At 43.5% G+C, this 18,154-nt stretch carries 14 protein-coding genes and 1 tRNA gene; 6 read left to right on the top strand and 9 right to left on the bottom strand.

The window, feature by feature from the left end:
* Positions 1 to 50: 50 nt before the first annotated feature.
* Positions 51 to 971: a histone deacetylase family protein gene (locus ACMAZD_RS12525; RefSeq protein WP_435247473.1), complete on the top strand. Its 921-nt coding sequence runs from the start codon at positions 51 to 53 to the stop codon at positions 969 to 971.
* Between the two features lie 65 nt (positions 972 to 1,036).
* On the opposite strand, the gene ACMAZD_RS12520 is transcribed toward ACMAZD_RS12525, so the two are convergent.
* From ACMAZD_RS12520 to ACMAZD_RS12510, 3 genes are all read right to left on the bottom strand, one after another.
* Positions 1,037 to 1,127: transfer RNA gene (locus ACMAZD_RS12520), tRNA-Ser, on the bottom strand.
* 137 nt (positions 1,128 to 1,264) lie between these two features.
* The gene (locus ACMAZD_RS12515; protein WP_435247472.1) at positions 1,265 to 3,073 is read right to left on the bottom strand and encodes a DUF3413 domain-containing protein; all 1,809 of its coding nucleotides are present in this window, start codon (positions 3,071 to 3,073) and stop codon (positions 1,265 to 1,267) included.
* A 37-nt stretch (positions 3,074 to 3,110) separates the two neighbouring features.
* Positions 3,111 to 3,329: a YejL family protein gene (locus tag ACMAZD_RS12510; RefSeq protein WP_435247471.1), complete on the bottom strand. Its 219-nt coding sequence runs from the start codon at positions 3,327 to 3,329 to the stop codon at positions 3,111 to 3,113.
* An 84-nt stretch (positions 3,330 to 3,413) separates the two neighbouring features.
* Here ACMAZD_RS12510 and yejK point away from each other — a divergent pair, with 84 nt between their 5' ends.
* From yejK to ACMAZD_RS12495, 3 genes are all read left to right on the top strand, one after another.
* Positions 3,414 to 4,418 (top strand): nucleoid-associated protein YejK, encoded by a 1,005-nt coding sequence (gene yejK, locus ACMAZD_RS12505; RefSeq protein WP_435247470.1) that lies wholly within the window; start codon positions 3,414 to 3,416, stop codon positions 4,416 to 4,418.
* Between the two features lie 105 nt (positions 4,419 to 4,523).
* Entirely contained in the window at positions 4,524 to 5,924 is a 1,401-nt protein-coding gene (locus ACMAZD_RS12500) for an Hpt domain-containing protein (protein WP_435247469.1), read from the top strand.
* 75 nt (positions 5,925 to 5,999) lie between these two features.
* Positions 6,000 to 7,178 (top strand): chemotaxis protein, encoded by a 1,179-nt coding sequence (locus ACMAZD_RS12495; RefSeq protein ID WP_435247468.1) that lies wholly within the window; start codon positions 6,000 to 6,002, stop codon positions 7,176 to 7,178.
* Positions 7,179 to 7,252: 74 nt separating this feature from the next.
* Here the strand turns inward: ACMAZD_RS12495 and nhaC are convergent, their stop codons facing one another.
* Positions 7,253 to 8,698: a Na+/H+ antiporter NhaC gene (gene nhaC, locus ACMAZD_RS12490; RefSeq protein WP_435247467.1), complete on the bottom strand. Its 1,446-nt coding sequence runs from the start codon at positions 8,696 to 8,698 to the stop codon at positions 7,253 to 7,255.
* A gap of 508 nt (positions 8,699 to 9,206) precedes the next feature.
* Between nhaC and asd the strand changes: the two genes are divergently transcribed.
* Positions 9,207 to 10,325, top strand: a complete 1,119-nt coding sequence (gene asd, locus ACMAZD_RS12485; RefSeq protein WP_435247466.1) for an aspartate-semialdehyde dehydrogenase — start codon at positions 9,207 to 9,209, stop codon at positions 10,323 to 10,325.
* 153 nt (positions 10,326 to 10,478) lie between these two features.
* Here the strand turns inward: asd and ACMAZD_RS12480 are convergent, their stop codons facing one another.
* A complete protein-coding gene (locus tag ACMAZD_RS12480) occupies positions 10,479 to 11,321 on the bottom strand; it encodes an ion transporter (protein ID WP_435247465.1) in 843 nt (280 codons plus the stop codon).
* A 146-nt stretch (positions 11,322 to 11,467) separates the two neighbouring features.
* The gene (locus ACMAZD_RS12475) at positions 11,468 to 12,106 is read right to left on the bottom strand and encodes a YchE family NAAT transporter (protein WP_017105553.1); all 639 of its coding nucleotides are present in this window, start codon (positions 12,104 to 12,106) and stop codon (positions 11,468 to 11,470) included.
* A 641-nt stretch (positions 12,107 to 12,747) separates the two neighbouring features.
* Here ACMAZD_RS12475 and adhE point away from each other — a divergent pair.
* Complete coding sequence (adhE, locus tag ACMAZD_RS12470) at positions 12,748 to 15,453, top strand: bifunctional acetaldehyde-CoA/alcohol dehydrogenase (protein ID WP_435247464.1); 2,706 nt, start codon at positions 12,748 to 12,750, stop codon at positions 15,451 to 15,453.
* A 217-nt stretch (positions 15,454 to 15,670) separates the two neighbouring features.
* Here the strand turns inward: adhE and ACMAZD_RS12465 are convergent, their stop codons facing one another.
* From ACMAZD_RS12465 to sodB, 3 genes are all read right to left on the bottom strand, one after another.
* Positions 15,671 to 16,354 carry an SDR family oxidoreductase gene (locus ACMAZD_RS12465; protein WP_435247463.1) on the bottom strand — a complete coding sequence of 228 codons (684 nt, stop codon included), beginning with the start codon at positions 16,352 to 16,354 and terminating at the stop codon, positions 15,671 to 15,673.
* A 268-nt stretch (positions 16,355 to 16,622) separates the two neighbouring features.
* Positions 16,623 to 17,126 carry a VC2046/SO_2500 family protein gene (locus ACMAZD_RS12460; RefSeq protein ID WP_435247462.1) on the bottom strand — a complete coding sequence of 168 codons (504 nt, stop codon included), beginning with the start codon at positions 17,124 to 17,126 and terminating at the stop codon, positions 16,623 to 16,625.
* Between the two features lie 235 nt (positions 17,127 to 17,361).
* Positions 17,362 to 17,946 (bottom strand): superoxide dismutase [Fe], encoded by a 585-nt coding sequence (sodB, locus tag ACMAZD_RS12455; RefSeq protein ID WP_004734050.1) that lies wholly within the window; start codon positions 17,944 to 17,946, stop codon positions 17,362 to 17,364.
* Between the last annotated feature and the right edge of the window lie 208 nt (positions 17,947 to 18,154).

Below are 18,154 nucleotides of genomic sequence, written 5' to 3'. Positions count from 1 at the left end.
CAAGTCTGAGACTGTTATGATTTTGAGACTGATACGTAATACGCCTGACTATGACTCCTTTAATTTACCATCCAATTTATTCTCAGTTGCCTTTACCTGAAGGGCATCGTTATCCAATCCATAAATACCAACTGTTGCACAGTGCGGTGAAGCACCACATGGACAGCGATCCAAAATGGGGTAATGCATTCGAAATGTCCCAGCCAATGCCTGTTTCGGTTGAACAAGTAAAGCAGGTACACGATGGTGAATATGTCGATTTGCTGGTTTCTGGAAATTTGCCCGCAGCAAAAATGAGACGTATCGGCTTTCCGTGGAGTGAACAGCTTATAGAAAGGACACTCTATTCAAGTGGTGGAACCTGCTTGGCTGCAGAAATGGCTATCGAGAGTGGTTTAGCGATTCATCTAAGCGGTGGCTATCACCATGCGCACCGAGATTTTGGCAGTGGCTTCTGTTTGTTTAATGATCTGGTTTTGGCGGCAAAACATGCGCTAACGTTTGAGCATATCGATAAAGTGCTGATCGTCGACAGCGATGTTCACCATGGTGATGGTACAGCGACTCTTTGCCAAGAGAATGACGACATTATTACTCTGTCATTCCACTGCGATAAAAATTTCCCCGCACGAAAACCTCTATCTGATTTAGATGTGCCACTAAGCCGTGAAACAGAAGATGAGGAGTTTCTGCGTTGCTTTGAACAAGTCACCAACATGGCCATTGCTCATCATCAACCGGATCTGATTATCTATGATGCGGGTGTCGACATTCATCAAGATGATGAATTGGGGTATTTGAATATTTCTACGCAAGGGATATTTAAGCGCGATTGTTTGATGCTCAATTTAGCTAAGAGTAAAGCGATTCCAATTGCGTGTGTAGTGGGCGGTGGTTATCGGTCGGAACATAAAGATCTGGTGCCGATCCACATGCAGTTACTAAACGCTGCATTGGTTGTGAATAGCTGAACCGTTGAGCTGCGTGATTTTCAGAGACAAAAAAGCCGCTGATTTCTCAGCGGCTTTCTTTAATGTGGTGGAGGGATAGGGATTTGAACCCTAGAACCGCTATTAACGGTTGCCGGTTTTCAAGACCGGTGCTTTCGACCACTCAGCCATCCCTCCAGAGGCGTGAATAATATAAGGGGGAGAGTGCCTTGTAAACCCTTAATTATCATAATCTTGCTTTCTTGCTCACTTTCTAGTCATTAGCGGCAATGAAAAGGGAAGCTGCATGCTTCCCTTCTTTATAGGGTGACTAGTTAGTCATTTTTTGTGTAGAAACGCTGTAGCTCTGTTAGGCCTTGCATTAATATTGGTAAGCGAGGGCTTACGTCTTTTAGACGTTTGTAGTTTTGGTCATACAATTTGTAGTTACCAAACTTATCTAACACCGTTGTTTGTCGGTCAGTAACAAGAGCCAGTTCACGAGAGTCACCCGCTAGGATCCACTTTCTCTTACGTTCATCAAACAGGCTGCGACCACTACTGAAATCCGTTGGATTTGAAGAAACACCAAGTAGCTCTTGCATCAGTGTTACGGACACATCCAAATGACTCGAGCGATGCGTGTATTCAGAAGCAGACTTACCAGGCCAGCTGATGAACAAAGGCACCTGCAGTTGGTAGTGGCTGTAGTTGGAATTTGCACCCCAGCTGTTGGTCTTGGTTTCGTTAAATTCAGTACCATGGTTCGACGTGATGATAACCACAGTATTGTCTTTAAGGTCGAGACGTTCTAATTCTGCGTAAATAGTCGTGAGTTGAGCATCAGCCGCTTGAGCTGACTTTTGGTAGTCCGCAGCAAAGCGTTCTGCCGTGGTTAACGTAGAGTCTGACTCTGAGCTTGAATCGTAGCTAGAGAAGTTATCTAGCGTGGTCAGCTCAATGAAGTTAAACCAAGGACGTTTAGCCTGCGGTGATTGAATCCAGTTAGACCAAGCTTGTATCGCGCTTTTGTCATCATAAGTTGCTTGCTCTGGCATAACATCACGGCCTCGGAAGATGATCTCCGAGTAAAGTGCATCGTCAAAGTTGTCGCCACTGAAAGCTGCAAACTTATAATTGTGATTATTTAAAACGTCTAATAGTACTGCACTTGACCCCTGAGCTTCTATGCTGCTTGCGTAGCTGCTAGGAAGGCCATAGAACAAACCGAAGATACCAAACATATCGTTACTTGAACTGTAGTGATTGGTGAAGTTGATCGATTGTTGTGAGTATGCGTAGCTGTATGGCATCGCTGTGGCATTAAGCGCATCAGAGCGAAGGTTATTTACACTCACCATCAGGATATTAAGATCATCGCTGCGGCGGTTGTATTGAATTTTTTCTAGTGGGTAGCTAACTAAATTTACGTTGTCTTTGTTTGCTTCTAAACGTTGTAGATACTCTTCACGGTCTAGCAAACCATGTTTTTCCATAAAGCTTTTCGCTGTCATTGGGTAAGACAGTGGGAAGTTCGCTTTTTGGCTGGTAATTGGGTTATAGAAATACGCATCAGCCCACATGTAGGTCAAATGGCTGCTGATGAAACACAAGAAGAAGACGGCGGTGATCGGACGGCCAACGTGTTTATGAGACAGTTTACGCTGCTTACGCCAAACCCATTCAGATAGGCCGAGCTGTAATAAGAAGATAAGCGGCATAACAATAAAGAGGTGCTGCAAATCAGAAGTAAATGCAGATTCCTCTCCACTGAACAAAACCTCCCACACAACAGGCGTCAGGTGGAGGTTTAGACTTTGATACGTTTGAGTATCAATAAGAAGGACAGTTAAACCTACGGTTGCGAAACAAACGGCAACCAAGCGTAATAACTTCCTCGATGGAAGAATAAAAGTGAGTGGGAACAGCACTAATAGGTAGAGAGCGAATATTAAAAAGCCGAAATGACCGACCCATGATGCAGCCAAATAGAATTGACCCAGCAAGGTGTCAGGCCAAGCAGATTGAGTAATATAACGAGTACCTATCAACATCGCCGCAATGATGTTGAAAAATGCAAACCAGTGTCCCCAACCAACCAGTCGAGATACACGATCGCTATAAGAGTTTGCGCTGTCTACCATTTATAATTCTTTTATCCGTCAATCAAATTTAGTGAGACTATTTGTCTTCAATTGAAGAAACCAAAGCCTCGGCAAATTTTTCAGCAATTCCTTTGCGTTGTGAAGCAGCAACGTTCTGATTTAAGACATTGGTTGCGATATTTCCAGCGATCATCAGTGAAAGTTCTGGTGAGGCTTTGTGCTTTGTTAGTACAGCACCTACTTCAGTTAGGATTTTTTCAACTTGTTCATCTGTGTATTTAGATATAATCGGCATAAGGACTCTAATAATGATAGTAAAAGCGGCTTATGATAACCTACTATGCACGACAACTGAAACCTGAACGGTAATATTTTCACTATGAGCCTTCACCTTTCCAACGTAATTTTACACCAATTAAGCAAGAACGATCAGGAAGAACTGATTGTTAACTACCGTGCTGAATCTCTAGAAATCGATGCTTCGTCTGAAAGCCTTGTCGCTGAGCTTCACCGAGTGTTCAACTCTAAAGCAGGTAAAGGGTTTGGTTCTTTCAAATCCGACAGCGAATTCCAGCAGTCGTTGCATGAATTTCGCTCGGGAGAGCAAAGTTTTTATGATTTCTCTCAAAAAAGTGCGCTACGTCTAAAAGATGAGCTTTCAAAGTATCCTTTTGCTGATGAAGGCACTTTGGTACTTGCTGAATACCAATCACTGGCGACAGACTACCTTTTCATCAGTTTACTGCCTTCGAACCAAAGTTTGAAAGTGACTGAAGGGCTAGACATCAGTGCGACTGATTACCTTGATATCTCTAAGATGGATATTGTTGCGCGCCTTGATCTTTCAACCTACGACACAGACAAAGAGTCAAACCGTTACCTTACTTACATTAAGGGACGTGTTGGCCGTAAAGTTGCAGATTTCTTCTTAGATTTCCTTCAAGCAGAAGTAGGCTTGGATGCTAAGCAGCAAAACCAAGTACTGATGCAAGCGGTAGAGGATTTCGTTTCAGACTCTAAGTTAGAGAAAGAAGAAGCAATCAGCTATAAAAAGCAGGTTGCAGATTACTGTAACGAACAGCTAAAAGCGGGCGATGAAGTTCAAGTTCGTGAACTGTCTGGTGAATTACCAGCAAGCACAGATGGTACTAGCTTCTTTGACTATACTAGTGAACAAGGTTATGAGTTAGAAGATAGCTTCCCAGCCGATCGCTCAACTATGCGTAAACTAACAAAATTTGTTGGTGCTGGTGGCGGTTTGAATGTTAGTTTTGATAGTCTGCTTCTAGGCGAACGTATCCTTTACGATCCGGAGACAGACACGCTAACGATTAAAGGCACACCACCGAACTTACGTGATCAACTGACTCGTAACCAGTCATAGCACCAGTTCATGGATAAATAGCGGCAGCAGGATGTTGTCGCTTATTTCTGCTTTACACTCTCGATAACTGCAATGGTGTGAGGCTTATACGCACAAGGAATATTGATGGAACAACCATTAGCAACGCCCCATCGCTTTAAAAAGCCTGCAACTTTTTTAGTTGTACTTCTGGCTCTATGGTTACTTCCTTCGTTGGCCATTCTTCAGCTCAGCCGTTCTTACAATAACTCCCTTGCTCACATTGAAGAACTTGGTATTCGTGTTACCGAGTTAAGGCAGTCGCTTTACTTCTCTGAACCGCTCCGAGTCTCTCGTATTAATGACTTAGCCCTTGATGCACAGTTGGTGTATTCAATTCGATTACAGATTGAATCGGATTTTGAGCATGCGTTTTTCCGCCCTGACGTTAATCAATTGCTGTATGTCGCAGACCAATTTTTAGAAAAGTTTGATGAGTTCATCCCGATAGAAAGCCAAGTACAAGCGATTGTCGATAACATCAAGGCATTGCGCACAGACAGTAAGACTTCTTCTAAGTTAAAGCCCCTGTTAAACGAATTTGGCGTTGTGGTATTTGAAGCCATGTACTCCGATAACGAAAGCTCATCGGCGACGTATCGCTCTTTCGACTCGATTCTTAAGCGTTCTTATTCGTTAAAAACCAAAGAGCAAGAAGCCATGCAGCAGTTACTTGCTGATGCTTCTGCGTTATTGGGTGATTACGCTCAGCTTAATTATTTGGTTGATAAGATTAAGAAAAACTCAGTCAATGAGCAGATTATCAAGCTCGAAGCTCAATTCCATAAGAGTCAGTTCAACCTACTGCTCGCAGCCTTGGGTTTAAGTTTACTCGCGATGATCGCGCTGGTTTTATGGGGAGTTGGTTTCAAAAAGAGCGTATCACAAGCTGAAAGTGATTCGGGCCGTGAACTTGAGACCAATTTAGGAAAACCAGCGAGCAGTTCGAACGCCACGGCGAACCAAGTAGAAACGACTGATTCAAAGGACACGTTCTCTGATGTAAAACAGGCTAATCATGTTGCCGCAGCACCAGAAAGGGCGCAGTCGATTCAGCACTCAGTGAATGAATCGACTGCGGTACCAAGAAGTCATCAAGAGTCAGGGGTTCATTTAGCAGAGAAACACGTCGCAAGTGTGACGGATTCAAAGCCTGCTATTGATATCGAAGAGATGTTAGAGACTCTGGACGATGACGCTGAATCTGTGAGCTTGTTGTTGGGCGTATTTGTGCAAGACCATGCCGATGACTGTACAAAATTAAAATCCTTGCTGACAAAAGATGATACGTCTGCAGCTCGAATCGTACATAGTTTAAAAGGCGTTGCCGGAAGTATCAAAGCATCGAGATTGGCGATTATTGCTGCGAGTATTGAGATGACCATGAAGCAATCTCGAGCGGTCAGTGAGTACGATCTTGAAGAGTTAGAGCAGGCGATTCAGGCTTCAGTCGACTCTGCCATGGCGTATTTAGATCAATCACATTAATTTTGCGAGAGTTTTGACAATACTTTGACGAAGTTCTCATACAATCCGCGCCATTAGTCTTTGCCAGAGGTGTATATGTTGCGTGTTTCTAGTAAGTGTTTGATGGTGTGGGTACTTAGCATTGTTCTAAGTGGTTGTTCTCTCTTAGAAGTTAAGTTAGATAGCCAAACAACACCACTGACTCAACAAGAGCTCAATGCTCGGATTATGACGCGTGAATACGCTAAAATTTTCTTTACTCGTGTAGAAGATTCGGCTGATTTCATCGCGCAATCTTATCCTGCCGACGATACTCTGCATCAATCTTATGTACTGCTTTGGAAGATCCACGCAGAGCAGGGACTTCAACAAGCGGCTTATCAAACTTCTCCAATGTCAGCGTTAATTGATTCGTGGGTGTTTACCGCTCAAATGGACCAGTTTTATACACAAGGCGACGGTGCTGACCTATTCGAAACTGATCATGTAGTAGAAACCGCTCATGACCTTACTCAAGAAGTCGAAAAGTTGGCAAAAGGCGTATTGAATTCTGGTGACTTTAAAAAGAGCCAAGAGTTTGTCGCGCAGTTTGCTGCCAGCCACCCATTTAAAAATCTCACATTCAGAAGTACGCCAGCTTACCGCGATTGGTTAACTTATTTAGGTAAAGATGAATCACAAATCGTACAAAACTTAGGAACCATGCCGGAGGCTATGAGTGATGCATCAGACCGTTTAAGCGTAATGGCTGATCAAACACCGAAACTGATGACGTGGAAGGCCGAGTTGGTTGCTCTGAACAGCTCATTAACGGGGGAAGACTTGTCGATGACGTTGGAAAGCCTTCGTCAAACATCAGCAAGCATGCAGGACTTCATCGAAAACAATCCTAAGTACATGCAAACGCTGGCTTCTATTATGTCGACAGAAATGCAGCCATTGCTAAACGACCTGAGCGATAAGACAGACCAAAAATTAGCGATGCTCGGCGATGAACGTGTGGCATTGGAAAAAATGGTGACACGTGAGAGAGAAGCGCTAGTACAGATGATTGAGAAAGAGCGCATCGAGATTGCAGGTATTGTGACTTCAGAAAGAGAGTTGTTCACTCAAGATCTAGATCGTGTTTCTCAAGAAGTGGTCGTGCTTGCGATTGATAAGCTCATGGAGTTAATCAAAGGTGTGATTATCTACTTTATCCTGTTTATCTTGGTGGTGTTCTTTGCACCGTTGGGCATCGGTTACTGGTTGGGTAAACGAACCGCCAACAAATAAGTAACTAAGTAGATTAAAAAAATGAGCGCTCTAGGGCGCTCTTTTTGCATTTAAATGATTAACGTTTGAATGACTTACGCTTCTTGCTTGCTTAACTCTGTTGCTTCTTCAGCTTCAAACGTCGGCGCTGTCGGTTCACACTTATCAACAAACCAACCCATGTAAGACGTCACGATAGTCACGATAGTCACGATAATACAGATGAAGCTTAGCCACATGAACGGTGCGTAAGACAGTGTAGCAACGCCCAAAATACTCGCCATGTAGATACCGTTATCACTCCAAGGAACCATACCTGACGTTAACGTGCCACCGAACTCAGCGTTACGAGAAAGGTTTTTACGTTTGTAGCCTAAGCGGTCGTAGTTCTTTGCACAGATTTTTGGCGTAAGGATGAGCGATACATACATTGCTGAACCAAACACATTACCCATGAAAGCTGTACCAATGGTGCTGGTTGCTAGTGAGCCTGCGCTGTTTACGCGGCGCTCAAACACTTTAGCAATCGTCTCTAGCACGCCTACTTTATCCAGCAAGCCACCGAAACCTAAACCAAACACGATAACTGCAACCGAACCAAGCATTGAAGACATGCCGCCACGGTTAAGAATCGAATCAATGAACTCCACGCCAGATGATATAGAGAATGGTGCCCATGCTGTGTTAAATGCAGTAAGGAAGTCGATCTCTTGGATCATTACTGCCCAGATAATACCAAGCAGAGAACCAAAGCTGATCACTGGGAATGATGGCATGCGGAAAGCCAATAGGCCAAGCACGATCAATACCGGAACGAATGAGTAAGGCGTGATGTAGAACTGAACTTCCATTGCTTTAATCACAGAATCTACTTGGCTCATGTCAACGTTGCCCGCGTAGTGGAAACCAAACGCAGTAAACATTATGCCAGTAATCACGTAGCTGATTAACGCAACTGGAAGCATGCCCTTGATGTGTTCAACCACTTCAACACCAGACATTGAAGAAGCCAGAATTACTGAATCAGAAAGTGGAGACATCTTGTCGCCAAAGTAACAGCCCGAAAGTACGGCACCAGCGGTGATTGGTGCTGGAACACCTAGTCCTTGACCAATTCCCATCATCGCAATACCGGCAGTACCAGCTGCTCCCCAAGAGGTGCCTGTTGCCAGAGCGGTTAGAGAACAGATGATCATGGTAGCTAAAAGGAAGATAGAAGGGTGGATAGCTTTCAGACCGTAGTAAATGATAGTGGGTACAATACCGCCTGAGATCCACGTACCAACAAGAGCGCCAACCGCTAAAAGTATTAAAACTGCACCTAAGCCATTAGATATTCCTTTGAGTGCCGCTTTTTCTAAGTCTTTGTATTCGTGGCCAAGGCGAATACCTAGCACCATGATAATGAACCAGCCAATGTACAAGGCAAGTTGGATTGGAAGATCAAGCTTTGCTGTAAAGGAAAAAGCAAGGGATAGAAATAGTCCTAACGCGATCATTACCTGCAATAGGTTCGGTAGGCGAGTTTTACTCTGCTTCATATAAGCCTCTTGTTATTTCGAGCATTTATAGTGCTTTGTTATAGTTTGGGATACGACGTGGACACTACAGCAATTAGGTTATTATATCGAAAAATACACCTAAGTTGTGATATTTGACTATTAAGCCAATGTATTACGGTTGCATTGTCTGAATTTTTGTTAAATTCATGATTATTACATGTTGATTTTTGTCACACGTTGTTTTCGTTGTGTAAAATATTATTCTGATTAACCATTGTTAAATAGTGGTAATTGCTGTTAAGGCTTGGTTCTATCAGGATGTAAAATAGAGCGTTTTTATTGGCCAAACGTTTGATTCTAACCGTATTGCGTACTTTGTCAGTGAAAAAAGCGACGAATGCGATTTATAGATAACTGCACTATTCATCGCGTTCACTTAAAAGAAACGAAAAAGTTACACTTTTTGCTAAAAAGCACTTGAGTTCTGTTTCTGAAAAACTTATAGATGGGGGAGAGCAATTTTTAATTTATACATGGAGAGTGAGAGATGAGAGTAGGTCTAGTTGGTTGGCGCGGTATGGTGGGTTCTGTACTATTGCAACGTATGGTTGAAGAAAAAGACTTCGACCTGATTGAGCCTGTTTATTACAGCACATCTCAAATTGGTATCCCTGCCCCTGTTTTAGGTGGCAAAGAGGCGGGTCTGCTTCAAGATGCCTTTGATATTGATAGCCTAAAACAACTTGATGCCGTTATTACCTGTCAAGGTGGCGATTACACTTCAAAAGTTTATCCAGCACTGCGTCAAGCAGGTTGGAAAGGTTACTGGATTGATGCAGCTTCTACGCTAAGAATGGATGCAGACTCCATCATCACATTAGATCCGGTTAACTTGGCTCAAATCCAGCAAGGGGTCCACGGTGGCACCAATACTTTCGTTGGTGGTAACTGTACGGTGAGCTTGATGTTAATGGCATTGGGTGGCCTATATAAAAAAGGCATGATTGAGTGGATGAGTGCCATGACTTATCAAGCAGCCTCTGGTGCTGGTGCTAAGAACATGCGTGAACTGATCTCTCAAATGGGTGTTATCAACGACAGCGTTAGCTCAGAGCTAGCGAACCCAGCAAGCTCTATTCTTGATATTGATAAGAAAGTTGCTGACACGATCCGTTCTTCTTCATTCCCAACAGACCAATTCGGAGCTCCTCTTGCTGGCTCATTGATTCCTTGGATTGATGTGAAGCGTGAAAACGGTCAAAGCAAAGAAGAGTGGAAAGCGGGCGTTGAAGCGAATAAGATTCTCGGCCTAGATGGTCAGCCAATTCCTATCGATGGTACTTGTGTTCGAATCGGTGCAATGCGTTGTCACGCTCAAGCATTAACGATTAAGCTTAAGCAAGACGTTCCAATGGACGAAATCGAAGAGATCATCGCGACTCACAATGATTGGGTTAAAGTGGTTCCTAATGACCGTGACATGACTGCTCAAGAGCTGACACCAGCGAAGGTAACAGGCACGATGTCTGTACCAGTAGGTCGTCTACGTAAGATGTCTATGGGTAACGACTTCCTAAACGCGTTTACTGTTGGTGACCAATTACTTTGGGGTGCTGCAGAGCCACTACGTCGTACATTACGCATTATCTTAGCTGAGAAAGCGTAGGCGGCAAGATTGCTTAAATTCTATTAGCTGATAAACCGAAAAGGGTTGACGATAAACGTCAACCCTTTTTAGTTTATTGATATCTGGTGATTCGGCTCTCGAAACTGCCTTTAAACCTCTTCGCATCTCGCTACTCGAATCCCGCATCTGCTTTTATTTCTCTTCAGTCACGACTCGTTTATCTGGATCGGCCAATTCACTTGCACAATGTTTGCAATACATTGCGTCCGAATCATGGCCTGCGCGGTTGCAGTTAGGGCACTTAACCAACTCTTTGTGAGAGTTCATCTCATTGCTCAACTCTGCGGTAATAATCCCTGTCGGCACCGCTAAGATGGAGTAACCCAACAACATGGTAAGCGAAGCGATCGCTTTACCTAACGAGGTCTGAGGGATCATGTCACCGTAGCCAACTGTCGTGATAGTTACTATTGCCCAATAAATACTGTGGGGAATACTAGTGAAGCCGTTTTCTGGCCCTTCAATAACAAAGATCAGAGCGCCGAAGATAACAACCAAGATACCGACAGTGCTGAAGAAGATGAGGATCTTACGTCTTGCCATTAATAGCGAACGCAGCAAAATATTGGAATCTTGTAAGTAGCGAACCAATTTTAGGATGCGGAAGATACGCATGACACGCAGCAGTCTCACCACGCCCATAAATGAAGCGCCAGGGAAGATGATCGCAAGGTAGGTCGGAAGAATCGCTAATAGATCAACAACACCGTAAAAGCTGGTGGCGTAGGATTTTGGTTTTGGAGAGCAATAGAGTCTCAACAAATACTCAAGAGTAAAGAGGGCTGTAAAAGTGTATTCGATATAACGCAGCTGTTGTGACCATTCGGTCATGACATTTGGGATGGACTCTAGAATCAGTACCAACAGCGAAGCCAAGATTGCAACGATCAGTGATATATCAAATGCACGACCAGCTGGAGTATGGGTACCAAAGATAATGACGTACAAGTGATGCTTAAGTGGCTTGCCTGACATAAGGAGAGATTCATCTTCTGTTAAATGTATTAACAGTCATTATACAAGCTTCATAATAACGAGGCGAGTGAAAGCCTAATTGCTTTACTAGCCTCGTCGATAATGTCATGCAGGCTGGCTTTGAATCGCTAGAACCCTGTTTAGCGCTATGCTAATCCTGGGAATAGGTTACGTAAGCCGTTGGCGATGAACTCGATGCCCAGCGCGCCAAGAATCAAACCCATTATACGCGTGATAACGTTGATACCGGTTTGACCTAGAAAGCGCACGATAACCGGCGCCGAACGGAACAAAAGCCAAGAACAGGTAGCGAAAGCGATGATACTAATGCCGATGCCTACCGTATCGATTGCGGCTGGATAACGAGAGCCGTAGACAATCGTTGAACTAATGGCACCCGGGCCTGCCATTAATGGCATCGCCAAAGGAACCACACCGATTTGTTCTTTACTGACGTACTCAGATTTCTCTTGCTTGTTCTGCTTATCTTCACCGAGTTTACCGCTCATCATCGAAAACGCGATGCTCAGTAATAGCAATCCACCGGCTACACGAAATGAATCTAGCGAAATGCTAAACATGTCGAGAAGCAATTGTCCTGCAACTAAAGATACAATCAATATAACGGCCACAGCAATGTTGGCTTGTAATGCGGTCCTGTTCCTCTCTTCTGGCGGCATATGAGCCGTAAGAGAAACAAAAACAGGCATGATGCCGATAGGGTTTACGGCAGCAACAAGCCCAAGGAAGAATTGCATAAAAATTGCGATTTCTAAACCTTGCATGTGGGTGATCTCCAAATAGCGTACTTAAGGAAGAGGGGGTGATCTGTCTATAATCAGAGCGCGTAATGTAAGTGACAAATTTAAATTTCACGAATGAAAAAAACTAACCTGAAATAAGGTCTTTTTTATAGAAAAAATAATCGAATCCAAATGCTGATTTTCGTCATGTTACGAGCCGACGGTTCGTGTTTCATGTTGTAATTATCTTTTGACCAAATGTTAACCTACGCACGCTTTCAATAAAAATGATTTCTAAATCTAGCCCGCCGCAACGGTATGGATATACTCTCAGTAGCACGAATATAGCTGTATACATGTAATTTAACGGACTGAAAATGAAAATTTTTTACATTTTGTAGCGCTATGTGTAAAAAAGCTGTCTGTTTTTCTATTTCTTTGCATGAGCGAAATTTGCGATTTTAATCTATATAAATCATGACCTTAAATTTATTTTTGCGATTGCCTTACTACTTTCTGGTTAATTCTTTTTGGGTAACTGATCTGGGTCAATTTCTTTCACACTGTGAAATAATATACTCAGTTCTGAAAGCAATTTACTAAGAACGCTGATGTTTAAGGTTAAAGGCAAGCAGCGAATTTAATAAAAAGTTTTTAATATTTATTATTTTAGGAGATCCACCATGCCTGTAACTAACTTAGCTGAACTAGATGCTCTGGTAGCACGCGTTAAAGCAGCACAAGAAGAGTTCTCAACATTCTCTCAAGAGAAAGTTGATGCAATCTTCCGTGCAGCATCTCTTGCGGCTAACCATGCTCGTATCCCACTAGCACAACAAGCAGTTGCTGAATCTGGAATGGGTATTGTTGAAGATAAGGTTATCAAAAACCACTTTGCATCTGAATTTATCTACAACAAATACAAAGACGAAAAAACATGTGGCATCTTAGAAGAAGATGACAACCTAGGCACGATGACTATCGCTGAGCCTGTCGGTATCATTTGTGGTATCGTTCCAACAACGAACCCAACTTCTACAGCAATCTTTAAATCTCTAATATCTCTTAAGACACGTAACGGCATCATCTTCTCGCCACACCCACGTGCAAAGAACTCAACTAACGACGCTGCTAAACTTGTTTTAGACGCGGCTGTTAAAGCGGGCGCACCAAAAGACATCATCGGTTGGATCGACCAACCATCTGTAGAGCTTTCTAACGCGCTTATGAAGCATGACGGTATCGCGCTTATCCTAGCGACTGGTGGTCCAGGTATGGTTAAAGCAGCATACTCTTCAGGTAAGCCTGCTATCGGTGTTGGTGCTGGTAACGTTCCTGTAGTTATCGATGACACAGCAGACGTTAAACGTGCTGTAGCATCTATTCTTATGTCTAAAACATTCGATAACGGCGTAGTATGTGCTTCTGAGCAAGCTGTAATCGTAATGGACGAAGTATACGACGAAGTGAAAGAGCGTTTCGCATCTCACAAAGGTCACGTACTAAGCAAAGCTGATGCTGATAAAGTTCGTAAAGTTCTACTTATCGACGGCAACCTAAACGCAAAAATCGTTGGTCAACCTGCAACTGCAATCGCTGAAATGGCGGGTGTTCAAGTTCCAGCTGATACTAAGATTCTTGTTGGTGAAGGCCTTGGCGGAGTATCTTACGACGACGAATTCGCTCATGAGAAACTGTCTCCAACTCTCGGTATGTTCCGTGCTTCTTCTTTCGAGAACGCAGTAGCTCAAGCAGTAACAATGGTTGAAATTGGTGGTATCGGTCACACGTCTGGTCTTTACACTAACCAAGATATCAACGCAGACCGCATCCTTTACTTCGGTGACAAGATGAAAACGGCTCGTATCCTAATCAACATCCCTACTACTCACGGTGGTATTGGTGACCTGTACAACTTCAACGTTGCACCGTCTCTAACTCTTGGTTGTGGCTCTTGGGGTGGTAACTCTATCTCTGAGAACGTAGGTCCTAAGCACCTTATCAACAAGAAAACTGTAGCGAAGCGAGCTGAAAATATGTTGTGGCACAAACTACCTAAGTCTATCTACTTCCGTCGTGGTAGCCTTCCAATCGCTCTTGGCGACCTAGAAGGTAAGAAACGCGCATTCCTAGTAACTGACCGTTTCCTATTCAACAACGGTTACGCTGATGACGTAGTTAGCCTGCTTAAAGCACAAGGTATTGAAGTTCAAACATTCTTCGATGTAGAAGCGGATCCAACACTATCTGTTGTTGAGAAAGGCGCTGAAGCAATGAAGAGCTTCCAACCTGATGTAATCCTTGCTCTAGGTGGCGGTTCTCCAATGGATGCTGCTAAGATCATGTGGGTTATGTACGAGCACCCAGATACTCATTTCGAAGAACTAGCAATGCGCTTTATGGATATCCGTAAACGTATCTACAAGTTCCCTAAAATGGGTCAAAAAGCTGAGCTTGTATGTATTACTACAACGTCAGGTACAGGTTCAGAGGTTACTCCATTCGCTGTTGTTACAGACGACAAGACTGGTGCTAAGTACCCACTAGCTGACTACGAAATCACGCCAAACATGGCTATCGTTGATGCGAACCTAGTAATGAACATGCCTAAGTCTCTAACAGCGTTCGGTGGTTACGATGCCGTAACTCACGCTCTTGAAGCTTACGTATCTGTTCTAGCGAACGAATACTCAGATGGCCAAGCTCTACAAGCTCTTAAGATGCTCAAAGAGTACCTACCATCAAGCTACAAAAACGGTGCAGCAGACCCAATCGCTCGTGAGAAAGTACACAACGCAGCAACTATCGCTGGTGTAGCATTTGCGAACGCATTCCTAGGTGTGTGTCACTCAATGGCTCACAAAATTGGTGCAGAGTTCCACCTACCACACGGCCTTGCTAACGCACTGCTTATCTCAAACGTTGTACGTTACAACGCGAACGATAACCCAACTAAGCAAACTGCATTCTCTCAGTACGACCGTCCACAAGCACGTCGTCGTTACGCTGAAGTTGCTGACCACCTAGGCCTAAGCCAAGTTGGTGACCGTACTGCTCAGAAGATTGAACGTCTACTTACTTGGTTAGAAGAGCTTAAAGTTGACCTAGACATCCCACTATCTATCCAAGCTGCGGGTGTTAACGAGTCTGATTTCGTTGCGAAACTAGACGAGCTAGCGGTTGAAGCGTTCGATGACCAGTGCACAGGTGCTAACCCACGTTACCCTCTAATCACTGAGCTAAAAGAAGTTCTAACAACGTCGTACTTCGGTACTCCTTACGTTGAAGGTGAAACTTTCGAAGGTACTACAGTTATCCTTAAGAAAGCTGACCAAAAGCCAGCTGATGCGAAAGCACCGAAAGCTAAAAAAGAAAAAGCTAACGCATAATAAGTAAGTATCAGTTTGAGATAAGTTTTCGCTAGCACGAACCTTATCTAATCGACAAAAGTACAAAGCCCCAGTCGAGACCGGGGCTTTTTTTATGTTTGCAGTTGGACGGATATCGCGAGGTGTCGAAGGTAAATGTTACTGTTCAACGTTTTCTTGATGAGGAGGAACCAGAGTGCCAAAACTCGCCATGGTCAATTGTTGTCAAAGGGATTCTCTAAACTTCTGCGGCAACTACACGCCCACTAAAGTAATCATTAGAAACGATGTATTCGGTTGTTCTGGTCAACTCGTCTTGTAGCTGCGCCCAGTGGCATCGGTTAAGTTTGCCATCTGAATTGTGAATCGCAGGGACAACACCACCAACTCGAATACCAAATGGAGTCAGTTCCTTAGCCCAACTGTGGGTAAAGCCGGTGATCATCGAGTTTGCGCTCTCTAGACCGGATACATCATTAAAATCATCATGGGATATCACATTTACGATGACGCCTTCTTTATCTTCTTCTCGTAACCTTTCAGCACTGATTTGCCCAAATGCAAAAAGGGTTGATGCCATCGATGATAAGTCGTTGATAAAACTGCTGACAGGTTGAGCACCAATTAAACTCGGCATTGGTGAACTGATCCAGTTATTGACCAATACATCGGGTGTGGTGTTGAAGGTGGTTTGAATGAAATCAAACATGCTCAAGATATCTTGATTGTCGTTACCTTTGAGTGTGTAGCTGTATACAGATTCGGAAAAACGAGCACATTGTTCATAGTTTGCCTGAAGGGCATCTGGGTCGTTATCACAAAGAATAACGGTCGCTCCAAGGTTAACAAAGTGATTCGCAATCGTCCCTCCCAGTCGCGAGCCGGCAGATGTCACCAATATGATTGAGCTTTTTATTTCCATCCCAGTACCTAAACAAATCGTCCATGTCGAATAAAGATGGGTCAAATTTCATACAATGGGTGTGAATTGGTTCAAACTAAGGTATGCCAATTAATAAGTTTTTATAATCTTGGTGGCACGTCACATTTTGTAGTAACTTCAAGAGGTAATCGACAAACTGAAAATTATAGATGCCTAAGGCTAGTGGTTCATATCACACGTATCAATAAATCCTTAGCTGCACACAAGATGGGGCCTTAAGAGAAAGTCAGAAAGGGGAAGCTGGTAACTACACCTGAGCTTGAATCTGATATTGGCGCTGAGCAGTCGATAATTCGTTGTAGAGTGTGGCATGAGGTAAATCAGGTAAGTGTTTATTCGCCAATTTACGTCGGTCATGACCAGAAAGGTTTTGATAAACCTCTTCGGGAAAGTCATGCGTATCTTCAGGCATAAAAGCAAGCGCTTCAGGTTTCAAGTAATGGCTTAGCTTTGCGCTGGCAAGGCTTGCCTGATGAAACTGAGCCGACTGTTGGGCCGAAATTTCATAAGACGATTGGTCTGAGCGCAAAGGTTGTGGTTCTGCTACACCGAATTGCTTACGCAAACGCTCTTCATTTGTCTCGCTAACTTCAATGGTGTCGATAGGTGTGCAATCGCGTACATCATTAGAAAACATGGACAGCAGCAACGCGAAATCTGCACGGCGACCTTGCTCAACCGCTTGGCTGATCCCGATGCCGAACTTCAGTTCGTTGATGATTCCTGCTTTGTCTAAAGTATGTATTTGCATGTTGCCTCTCATTCGATACACCTTTAACGGCATGGGGTCGGCAAACTTTAGTGTTTAATTACAGGCAAATAACGAATTTATGCAGGGCTAATATGAAAGGAAGGGATAGGCAGAAACTACGGCCTGCTGATTGATGCTAATTTTTATCTGGGAGGCGATAGATATAAAAAAGCTCACGCCGAGGCATGAGCTTTCAGTAGATAACTCGCTATAAATAGCGCAGCATAAGTAATAATTACTTAGCTAGGTTTTCTTCTACGAAAGACCAGTTTACTAGGTTCCAGAATGCAGCCATGTAGTCAGGGCGAACATTGCGGAAATCGATGTAGTAAGCGTGTTCCCATAGGTCAACAGTTAGAAGTGGAGTAACACCTTCTTCTGTTAGAGGAGTAGCAGCGTTAGAAGTGTTAACGATGTCTAGAGAACCGTCAGCTTTCTTAACTAACCAAGTCCAAGAAGAACCGAAGTTGTTGATTGCTGAATCAGTGAATTTCGCTTTGAATTCTTCGAAAGAACCGAATGCAGCGTTGATAGCTTCTGCAACAGCGCCAGTTGGTTCGCCGCCTGCTTTAGGAGCAAGACAGTGCCAGTAGAACGTGTGGTTCCAGATTTGAGCAGCGTTATTGAAAACACCACCAGTAGAAGTCTTAACGATCTCTTCTAGTGTTTTGCCTTCAAACTCAGTACCTGGGATAAGACCGTTTAGCTTAACAACGTAAGTGTTGTGGTGCTTACCGTGGTGGAAATCTAGCGTTTCTGCTGAGATGTGTGGTTCTAGCGCGTCTTTCGCGTAAGGAAGAGCCGGTAGTTCAAATGCCATTGCTCAATTCTCCATTGATATGAAAGAGTTAACTCTTTCGATTGCTTCCAGTGATATTATTATTCATGATTCGCTATGAGGCCAACCACGGTCAATTTTCTGACTTGCGATATAGTTTAGCAAGTTTTTACTTTATTAAAAGCTTATTTCATCACTTTTATGTGAATTGTTAGCTTAGCTCTTAAGCCGCTTTTTTTATATGGTTTTT

Origin of the sequence: Vibrio sp. nBUS_14 (assembly GCF_051201655.1) — a bacterium.
GTDB lineage: Bacteria > Pseudomonadota > Gammaproteobacteria > Enterobacterales > Vibrionaceae > Vibrio.
The sequence above is the reverse complement of the archived record's forward strand: the minus strand, read 5'-3'. Positions and strand labels throughout refer to the sequence as shown.